10 protein-coding genes are annotated in these 8,935 nt (G+C 39.9%); 3 read left to right on the forward strand and 7 right to left on the reverse strand.

The genetic code is table 11. The features are described from left to right. Window positions 1-258: 258 nt before the first annotated feature. The gene (gene hisH, locus EWV84_RS03135) at window positions 259-897 is read left to right on the forward strand and encodes an imidazole glycerol phosphate synthase subunit HisH (protein WP_286826940.1); all 639 of its coding nucleotides are present in this window, start codon (window positions 259-261) and stop codon (window positions 895-897) included. Here hisH and EWV84_RS03140 read toward each other — a convergent pair. Then, complete coding sequence (locus EWV84_RS03140) at window positions 886-1,638, reverse strand: ABC transporter ATP-binding protein (protein WP_287076401.1); 753 nt, start codon at window positions 1,636-1,638, stop codon at window positions 886-888. The two genes, hisH and EWV84_RS03140, sit on opposite strands and share 12 nt — an antisense overlap. Window positions 1,639-1,961: 323 nt before the next feature. Continuing rightward, entirely contained in the window at window positions 1,962-3,077 is a 1,116-nt protein-coding gene (locus EWV84_RS03145) for a branched-chain amino acid ABC transporter permease (RefSeq protein ID WP_287076403.1), read from the reverse strand. Between the two features lie 398 nt (window positions 3,078-3,475). Between EWV84_RS03145 and EWV84_RS03150 the strand changes: the two genes are divergently transcribed. Next, entirely contained in the window at window positions 3,476-4,132 is a 657-nt protein-coding gene (locus tag EWV84_RS03150; RefSeq protein WP_002767071.1) for a response regulator transcription factor, read from the forward strand. A gap of 14 nt (window positions 4,133-4,146) precedes the next feature. Here the strand turns inward: EWV84_RS03150 and EWV84_RS03155 are convergent, their stop codons facing one another. From EWV84_RS03155 to EWV84_RS03170, 4 genes are all read right to left on the reverse strand, one after another. Then, the gene (locus EWV84_RS03155) at window positions 4,147-4,665 is read right to left on the reverse strand and encodes a low molecular weight protein-tyrosine-phosphatase (RefSeq protein ID WP_287076415.1); all 519 of its coding nucleotides are present in this window, start codon (window positions 4,663-4,665) and stop codon (window positions 4,147-4,149) included. 2 nt (window positions 4,666-4,667) lie between these two features. Next, window positions 4,668-4,961 carry a hypothetical protein gene (locus tag EWV84_RS03160; RefSeq protein WP_002733401.1) on the reverse strand — a complete coding sequence of 98 codons (294 nt, stop codon included), beginning with the start codon at window positions 4,959-4,961 and terminating at the stop codon, window positions 4,668-4,670. 145 nt (window positions 4,962-5,106) lie between these two features. Continuing rightward, entirely contained in the window at window positions 5,107-5,745 is a 639-nt protein-coding gene (locus EWV84_RS03165) for a DUF2834 domain-containing protein (protein WP_287076406.1), read from the reverse strand. A 202-nt stretch (window positions 5,746-5,947) separates the two neighbouring features. Next, window positions 5,948-7,540, reverse strand: a complete 1,593-nt coding sequence (locus EWV84_RS03170; RefSeq protein WP_287076409.1) for a hypothetical protein — start codon at window positions 7,538-7,540, stop codon at window positions 5,948-5,950. A 244-nt stretch (window positions 7,541-7,784) separates the two neighbouring features. On the opposite strand from EWV84_RS03170, the gene EWV84_RS03175 reads away from it, so the two are divergent. Then, entirely contained in the window at window positions 7,785-7,946 is a 162-nt protein-coding gene (locus EWV84_RS03175) for a hypothetical protein (RefSeq protein ID WP_287076411.1), read from the forward strand. 35 nt (window positions 7,947-7,981) lie between these two features. Here EWV84_RS03175 and EWV84_RS03180 read toward each other — a convergent pair whose 3' ends face one another. Next, the gene (locus EWV84_RS03180; RefSeq protein ID WP_287076413.1) at window positions 7,982-8,542 is read right to left on the reverse strand and encodes a hypothetical protein; all 561 of its coding nucleotides are present in this window, start codon (window positions 8,540-8,542) and stop codon (window positions 7,982-7,984) included. Window positions 8,543-8,935 lie beyond the last annotated feature (393 nt).

The following is an 8,935-nucleotide window of genomic DNA, read 5'->3' on the forward strand; positions in this document are numbered from 1 at the left end:
TCGAAACGAATAGGCTTTTTCCATGTCTCACATTTTAGCATATATTTGGTAAATGCGCTAGTATTTAACGGTAAAGCCAACCTAGAACGACGGGGTTTCAGACCCAAAATTTTCGATGAGAATTGCTGTAGTATGATTTGTGAGCAGCCAGTCGCAGGTTCAAATCCCATCACCAGCTTTCAACAACTTTTGGGTCAAGACCTAATTTAGCGGCGTGATTGCTCTAAAATAAGGTTATCGCTTGCTCAGTATATAGCAATGACCTTAATCGCTGTCATCGATTATGACATGGGAAATCTGCACTCTGCCTGTAAAGGACTGGAAACCGTGGGTGCAGTGCCGAAAATTACCGATTCTCCCCTCGATCTGGAAAAAGCTGACGCTATTGTCTTACCCGGAGTCGGTTCTTTTGATCCTGCTGTCCGGCAAATTCGCAGCCGTCATCTAGAAAAACCGCTCAAAGTTGCGATCGCTAATGGTAAACCCTTTCTCGGTATCTGTCTCGGTTTACAAATTCTCTTTGACTCATCAGAGGAAGGTCAAGAGGCGGGTTTAGGGATTATTCCGGGGACAGTGCGCCGTTTTCGCTCGGAACCTGGCATTACCATTCCCCACATGGGTTGGAATCAGTTAGACTTCACCCAGCCGGATCATGCTCTTTGGCAGGGATTACCCCCGCATCCTCACGTCTATTTTGTCCATTCCTATTATGTTGATCCCCTTGATAGTTATCTAACTGCCGCCACCGTCACCCACGGCAGTCAAACGGTGACGGCAGCGATCGCTCGTGATCGTTTGGTAGCGGTGCAGTTTCACCCGGAAAAATCCTCGACTAATGGCTTAAAAATTCTGGCTAACTTTGTTCAACAGGTGCAAAAATTAGCTTTAGTCTCCTAAATAAGCCTTTAAAACCCGCTCGTTTTTTTGGATTTCGCTGGGAATGCCCTCGGCTAAATTTGTCCCTTCTGCTAATACCCAAACGTAGTGACAAAGGGACATAATCACATCCATATTATGCTCGATAATTAAAAAGGTAATTCCCTGACGATTCCATTCAATAATATGGTCGCTGATTTGAGCGATTAAAGTGGGATTAACTCCGGCGGCCGGTTCATCTAATAAAATTAATTTTGGCTCGGTCATTAGCGCTCGGCCAATCTCTAATAATTTACGCTGTCCTCCCGATAAAGCTCCCGCATAATCCTGCGCTTTCTCCCCTAGACCAATCGAATCTAATATGTCCAAAGCTTTGGCACGATTTTCCTGTTCCTGTTGGCGAATTTTTGCCCCCTGAAACCAGACTTTGAGAAAATTTTCTCCCGTTTGCCCCGGACTAGCTAAGAGCATATTTTCTAACACCGTTAATCGGGATAATACCCTTGCTACTTGAAAAGTTCTCACACATCCTTTCAGGGCAATTTGATAGGGAGGCAGCTGATGAATGGGCTGACCATCAAGAAAAACTTCTCCTTTATCTGGGCGAATAAAATTAGATAAAAGGTTAAAAAGTGTGGTTTTGCCGGCCCCATTTGGACCGATTAACCCAGTGATGCTGCCCTGCGGCACATCCAAATAAGCATTATTGACGGCGCAAATGCCCCCAAAACTTTTCGATAATCCTTTGGCAGAAAGTAACATAATTGATCAGATAAACATCAGTTATCAGTAAACATTAAACAGTAATCAGTGAAAAGACAGTAAGTAGTCGTGGGAAATAAATTTCTTAGTTGAGACAGGCAATAGGCACTCTTGCAATAGGCAATAGGGTTATTTAAATGTGTAATTAATTTTGCTTAAGTCCTTAGAAAAATGATATTTAATACTGCTCACTTAATATTCAAATCTAATCACTGATAACTGATAACTGATAACTGATAACTGATAACTGATAACTGATAACTGATAACTGATAACTGATAACTGATAACTGATAACTGATAACTGATAACTGATAACTGAAATTATTTTCCCAAAGTTAACTCCTCTTTTTTGCCGAGGATACCCTGGGGTCGCCAGATCATTAAAACCATGAGCAGCAGACCGATAATCATAATCCGTAAAGCCCCTAATTGGCTATCATTAAAAATATCTAATTGGGGTAGAATAAAGCGAGTCAGGGAATCGTAAGCCCAGAAAATTACTGCTCCTAGTAAGGTGCCGGCATTGCTACCAGAGCCACCGAGAATAATAATAATCCAAGCGTTAAAAGTCAATAATGGTTCAAAATTAGTCGGGTAAATAGTGGTTAATTGCCATGCTAAAAAAGCCCCAGCTAAACCAGCGATTGCACCGCCTAACATCAAAGATTGTAACTTATACCAAAAGACATTTTTTCCTAAAGCCCGGGGAATTTCTTCATCTTCCCGGATAGCTTTGAGGATGCGACCCCAAGGCGATCGCAAAAGTAATTCTAAACCAGTATAAACGAGAGCGAGGAAGACTAAAACTACCACCATCAGCCCGGCTTTGTAATTATAGTCATTCAAGGCAATTACACCGTTTATATACAGAAAAAGCAGGATTATCGCCCCTAACGCCCCCCAAAAGATTAAAGCTCTCTTTTGCGTCGGTTGATAGCTTTTGCCGCTAATTTGCCCAGCTTCGCGCCATTGTCGTTGCAGATTGCGCCCCAATTGCCAGAGAGCAAAGATAGCAAGCAGGGTAAACAGGGCAATAATTAATAATTTGACGGGAAAACTGGCATTTATATCCAAAGGTAGGGGATAACGTTGTAGTCCGAAACTGCCTTTCGTTAACCAATCCTCGTTAAGCACCAGCAAACGAATTAACTCAGACACCCCGATGGTGACAATTGCTAGATAATCGGCTCTTAATCTCAGGGTGGAAAAACCGATAGCCAATCCCAACAATGCCCCTAGGAGCGCCCCGACAATGGCGGCAAAAATCATCGGTACACCCTGTAAAGTTAATAAAACCGTTGCATAAGCCCCTAAAGTGGCAAAAGCAACGTGACCAAAGTTAATTAAGCCAGTAAATCCCCATTGTAGATTTAAACCGAGGGCAAAAATCGCATAAATACCCGCCCAAATTGTCAGGGAAACCAAATAATCTGTCATGTGATGGCAATTATCTTAATAGTGAGGTACAAAGTTTTCGGTTTCGGGAGTCAGGAGCCAGAAGTCAGGAGTCAGGAATCAGGAGACGATGCCCAATCCAGTTATACTTCATACTTATGAGAAACGCTATAACTAAAAAATGATCTTCAAAGTAAAAAGTAAAAAAGGGGTTGGGGGAGTGGGGGAGCAGGGAGCGGGGGAGCAGGGAGCGCCGGAGATGGGGCGAAAAAAGCTGAAAAATCACATCTGATCACTGATTACTGATTACTGAAAAGACTGATTACTGTAACTGCTAGTATAATATCAGTTAAAACGGCCTCTGTAGCTTGATGGACAATTGTGACGAGCGGAGGGTGCTAGGCTATCAATACTGAAAAAACCTTGTCCTGTTAATTTCTATGCCTCTTTTGATTCTAATTGCCGATGATGACCCCGGTATCCGCTTAGCGGTCAAAGACTATTTAGAATTAGCAGGTTATAGTGTGGTAGCGGCGAGTAATGGTTTGGAAGCTTTGAATTTATTGGATACCTATCATCCCCATCTTTTGGTATCGGATATCAAAATGCCCCGTTTAGACGGTTATTCTTTGGTGACTAAGGTGCGGCAACAGCCAGAATTTAGGTTATTACCAGTAATTTTTTTAACCGAAAGAGGGTCAACAGAGGAAAGAATCCGCGGTTATCAAGTGGGTTGTGATATCTATCTTCCTAAACCTTTTGAGATGGAGGAATTAAAAGCAGTTATTCGCAATCTTTTAGAGCGATCGCAAATGGTGCAAAGTGAACGTCAATATCAGAAATTAAAACCGGAAGAAAGCCCCAAAACTACGGCTGTTTTAACTTCTTCTTTACAGGACGATTTTAAGTTAACCAATCGCGAGCGGGAAGTGTTAGAACATTTAGCCCGGGGACTTTCTAATAGTGAAATTGGGCAAAAACTGCATCTTAGTTCTCGCACGATCGAGAAATATGTTAGTAGTTTACTCAGGAAAACAACTACTAACAATCGCGCCGAATTGGTTCGTTTTTCCCTCGAACATAGATTAATCGATTAGCTGAAATAAAAAACTTAAATTTTGCTTTTTACGTCCTCCAAAAGACTGCCACAGGAGTCTAAAAGTAACTCGATTACGCGGTCAAAACCTTCACGACCACCGTAGTAGGGATCGGGAACTTCTTTTTCTGGGTGATAACGGGCATAGTCACACATTAACTTGACCTTTTCTTGATATTTTACTGTGAAATCTAGGGATAAAATATCTTGATAATTGGCTTTATCCATGGCTAAGATTAGATCAAAATTCTCGAAATCCTCGCGGGTAAATTGTCTAGCTGTCCCTTGCAGAGGAATACCGCGTTTTTTGGCCGCCGTATTCATGCGAGAATCGGGAGGAGAACCGATATGATAACCGGCAGTCCCCGCAGAATCACAGAGGATTTTATTGCTTAATCCTTCTTGTTCAATCAGATAATTCATGATGTTCTCGGCAGCGGGAGAACGACAGATATTTCCTAAACAGACGAAGAGTAGTTTATAGGGCATAAATTGACTGGTAGAATCATCACTAAATTGCCAATTATAGGGCATTTTTAACATCCCGATAAAGATTTATCCTCAAAAAACTCCTCGCTGTCCATTAACCTAATTTTGGCTAATCCCAAGCTTTCTAAATAATCCTGCCACCCCTGGGGGGTATCTTCGATCGCTAATAATCCTAATACCCTAGCTACGTCTGCTACCCAGGGTAGGGTGTGAATTCTATAACCCTGCCAGTTTACCTCTAAGGATAACCAAGCGGGAATCTCTTGGGGGTTAAATTGTTGGGAGGCAAGATAATCAGCTTGAAAGCAGTAAATCCGAGGGGGTTTTTGACTCTCTAACAAGGTTAAACACTCCTTCTAATCTGGACATTAATCTCTTTGTTCGTATTTTAGGGGAACCTCAGCATAATTTCTGTTAAATATGAACTTCTCTTGTCAAGAAATAGTTAAAAAACAACTGATAACTAGGCTGAGTTTCACCTTACCCCTAATTCTCCCCTAAGCGAGGACGAATAATTAAATAAATTGCTGGACCGATTAGAGGCAATAGGGAAATTACCGGCAACAGCAAAGGATTTTTTAATCCCCGTCGGGTTAGATCATCTTGCAGCAAAATTGGACATAATAGGGTTAAAAGACAGAAATCTAAACTCATAACATGAATAAAACGGCTAGTTTGCCACTGATGCCAAAAATCAGACCAATTGCCGTTAATTAATCCGTAAGCGATTAAAATTCCCGCAGTAATTAGGGCAATTACTCCCAACCAAGGTGAGTCTAAAAGTTTAATGACAAGATTTTTTTTACCGGTAAAATTGCTGTTGGGTTGACGGAGAGTTAAATAGGGTAAAATAGCGAAAGCACCCACGGCAAAGGAGGCAAAAGCAAAAGGCCAAGCGATGATTTTTTGGTCACGACCATCGATAATTAAAAGGCTAGTGTAGATAAGTGGCCAAACTCCCATCAGGTTAAAAAGAGCGATAATTAACGGGTTGATATCTTGCCATTTGCCCGTGGAAAGATTGATAATTAAATTTATTGTATCTGGTTGATCGGGGGGTGCTAGTAAAAAAGCGTATAATCCGAAGCATAACCAAAGTAAACCGAGAATAATTTTTGTTAACATGGGAGTAGATAATTAGATTAATTGAGTAAGGGATTTTTCATCGGAAATCTTAGTACAAAAGTGATCAAAATGTCAAGCAATATTATACTAAATCTGGTTATTAAAGACTGATTATTTATTCCCCCTTTTGCATGAGTGCCTATACTTATAAGTAGCCTATACTTAACGGATTTAGTATTACCTAATCAATGCTCACTAATTTTTAGGGAATACGACGAGGATTCATGTTTTCTCCTGGGGTAATTTCTGCACTTTTAGAGTTGAGTAAGCGAGTTTGTTCGAGGATAGTTTCTAAGTCTTCATCCGAGAATTCTTGTACATAGTTTAATTTGACTTCTTCTAGGAAGATAATTAATAACATCTCGATTCTTTCTAAACTGTGACGGGATTGTAATTCCCCAGCGAGAGATTGCCCGAAACGCTGGACTAATTGCTGCAACAAACCCTCAAAAACTTCGTCTTCCTGGGTAATCTTTTCCGCTATGTTAACAAAAGATTGATACAATTGACTAGATAGACGATTGCTCAAGTCAGTTTTTAATCCATTCATGCCGGGTAATCGCAATAAGCTTTGATAAGCGGGAGTTTGACTGAGAATTTTCTCGATATTGTATTTAATTAAAGCTTCCGCTTCTGGTTTAACTTGCGGTAAAACCTTGTCAACGGTACTATTAACTAATAACCGAAAAATTTCGACAACTTCATTAGTATCATTGAGATTATTATATCCGCCATTGAGAGATTTCTCGATAAATTTCTCCACTTGTCCCCGTCGAATATATTCCTGAATTTTATTAATGATTCTCAGGACAATTATCTCAGTAACATCTTTAGAAATTAGCGCAACTAGGCCTTTAACTGCCTGTTCTTTAATCAGTCTTAAGTTAATAATTTTAACTTGATCTAGGCGAATAACGGTAGGAATAAATCGCAACCATCTCCAGATAGGAATAAACAGAAAAATATCGTACCATCGCCATAACATAGCCTCGCGCCAACGCAGACCTTTATGAGTGCGAGCAATCCACCAAGTTCTCAGCATAAATTCCCAGAAAAAGATGGTACCAAATAAAAAATCGATCGCCTCAAAGTTATCTATCGGTCTCCCATCTTCTCCCAGGGGACGAAAATAATTAGTTTCTATTAAAGGTTGAATTTCTTGATTAAAAAACTTCAACTCTTTTTCCCAGCCATTTTGACTGAGATAATCCCAACTCCAAAACTTCTGAAAGGCTGCTTTTGCGGAATCATTTTCCGTTTTAAAAACCCGCAATCGCATTTTATTTTTAATCTTCTCTAAAGTCCCAGTTTTCTGCGCCAAGGCAAAGGGATTACTATCAATCATATAGACACTTTTTTGGCGCAAAGTGTCTAAAATTTTCTCGATTTCTTGGCGATATTCTTGCAGATCAAACTCTGGGTTAAAGAGCTTTTGATTAATTAGTTGATTAAGTTTATTAACCGTATCTAAATATTCCTTGGTACTGCGATAGGGTTTAATCCCTTTCACCACATCATACTTAGCGATTCCTTTAACAAAGGGAATTTCTAGGGGTTTATCGGGAGGTATTTGTAATTCTTGAAAGGAAATAAGTCCGAGTTTTATTGGTTCATTAAATCTTAATAAAGTTATTTGCAAGCGTCCCTGTAACCAAAAATCTCGCAGGGGAATATAGGTTAAATCGAAAATAACAAGAATATAATTGCATAATACCAATAGGGCCATGCAAGTCTCAAAGAGATTGCGCGGGGAAAAACGACGGTTTGTGATCACGGGGTTTTTAGTCAAAGTCATCGGCCTAGAAAGTACACTTTGACTATGGTAAACTGAAAGTTAGGAATTTTGAGTCTCATGACTAGAAAAAAAATAAACGGTTCAACTAGCTCGTTAAGTGATATGGCAAAGACCAAGGTGCTTAGGACAATCCATCGCTGAAACCCTGTTCAGATAAGAGTTTGAAAATTGAAAGCGTCCTAAATAACCCATTATTTGCTATAGAATAAAGAAGTTGATTGCTGATGGAAAGTTAGAGATAGATATGTCAAATAGTGACGATGCTCCTCGTAAGTTTACACCGCCACCTAGTCAAGAAGAAATCGACGAGGAATTAAAATGGAGAGCGTACCATCTCCGTAAACGCCAAGAACAAGCAAAGAAAGAGCTTTGGACATTTCCTAATTTCAATCCTTATAGGAATTAATTCTTCAATTTTTTCTTTTCTTTATTCTATGCTAATTAGAGTATAGGAATAGATCTTAAGTCCATGTCTTCAAGAGAAGTTAAATAATAAAATACTTCTCTTGCGACTAGGGCATTACCTACAGTTGTATGTTCAGGGCATAAAGAATCAATCATTACTTGTGCATCTCTTACATGATCTGTAATAGAGACACTAGACCTTAATTGATGAATACTATTACAGTGCGATGGAAAATAATAAGGTGCTGAACTATAAACTAAATCGCAGAAAACAAGCCCGTCCAATGCAGGATTAAGACTCCAAAAGGATACACATCTATCTACATCTCCTTGAAACACAAAGTCATCAATTATTTTTTTGCGATCTGCTGTGTTTTTATCCCAATCTTCTGTATCCATACATAGTGTTCTATCGTCTTCTGCCACTAACCCTATAGCATTAAAAGTAATAATACTTTCTCCTGGACTGTTTTTCTTAGGTAACACTCCAGCTTCTGTAGATAAGAAATATTTGTAGCATCTTTTGTGCATTGGATCAGGGATTGAAGGCGGTAAGCTATTGAGATGGGCGAGGAAGTATTCGTCGAAGTCTTGCATCTTAGAACTTAGTGTTGTTTAGAGGTAGATTCTAGCTTGATACTTCATGTCTGTCAAGATTTAGTCGTCTTTTACATTATAAGCTTGGCTAGAGCTTCGTCCGTCACACTAGGTGTTTTGGGGGTTTATCTCGGCATATGGAAGAAAGGAAGGAAGGAAGGAAGGAAGAAGTGTTTTAATCTATTGGTTGTTAACAAGCCTAAGTTTATAGCTAACTTTCTAGGGTCTGCTGAAAAAGTTTTTCGGTGGGGGTTGGGGGTTGGGGGTTGGGGGTTGGGGTGTGGGGTTTTACCCATTTTCAGGTGGTCAATTACCTAATTTTCAGGGAAAAAGTCCCGGAATTTTCCCCCCAATCACTCCAAGGGTCGGCACTTTTTGAGGTCAAAAAAGTCT

The sequence above is a fragment of the Microcystis sp. M_QC_C_20170808_M3Col genome (genome assembly GCF_007095505.1).
Lineage (GTDB): Bacteria > Cyanobacteriota > Cyanobacteriia > Cyanobacteriales > Microcystaceae > Microcystis.

Bases quoted from the DNA above. Each gene is read 5' to 3' on its own strand.
- hisH (WP_286826940.1), top strand. From the start codon at position 259: ATGACCTTAATCGCTGTCATCGATTATGACATGGGAAATCTGCACTCT.
- EWV84_RS03140 (WP_287076401.1), bottom strand. From the start codon at position 1,638: ATGTTACTTTCTGCCAAAGGATTATCGAAAAGTTTTGGGGGCATTTGC.
- EWV84_RS03145 (WP_287076403.1), bottom strand. From the start codon at position 3,077: ATGACAGATTATTTGGTTTCCCTGACAATTTGGGCGGGTATTTATGCG.
- EWV84_RS03150 (WP_002767071.1), top strand. From the start codon at position 3,476: ATGCCTCTTTTGATTCTAATTGCCGATGATGACCCCGGTATCCGCTTA.
- EWV84_RS03155 (WP_287076415.1), bottom strand. From the start codon at position 4,665: ATGCCCTATAATTGGCAATTTAGTGATGATTCTACCAGTCAATTTATG.
- EWV84_RS03165 (WP_287076406.1), bottom strand. From the start codon at position 5,745: ATGTTAACAAAAATTATTCTCGGTTTACTTTGGTTATGCTTCGGATTA.
- EWV84_RS03170 (WP_287076409.1), bottom strand. From the start codon at position 7,540: ATGACTTTGACTAAAAACCCCGTGATCACAAACCGTCGTTTTTCCCCG.
- EWV84_RS03175 (WP_287076411.1), top strand. From the start codon at position 7,785: ATGTCAAATAGTGACGATGCTCCTCGTAAGTTTACACCGCCACCTAGT.
- EWV84_RS03180 (WP_287076413.1), bottom strand. From the start codon at position 8,542: ATGCAAGACTTCGACGAATACTTCCTCGCCCATCTCAATAGCTTACCG.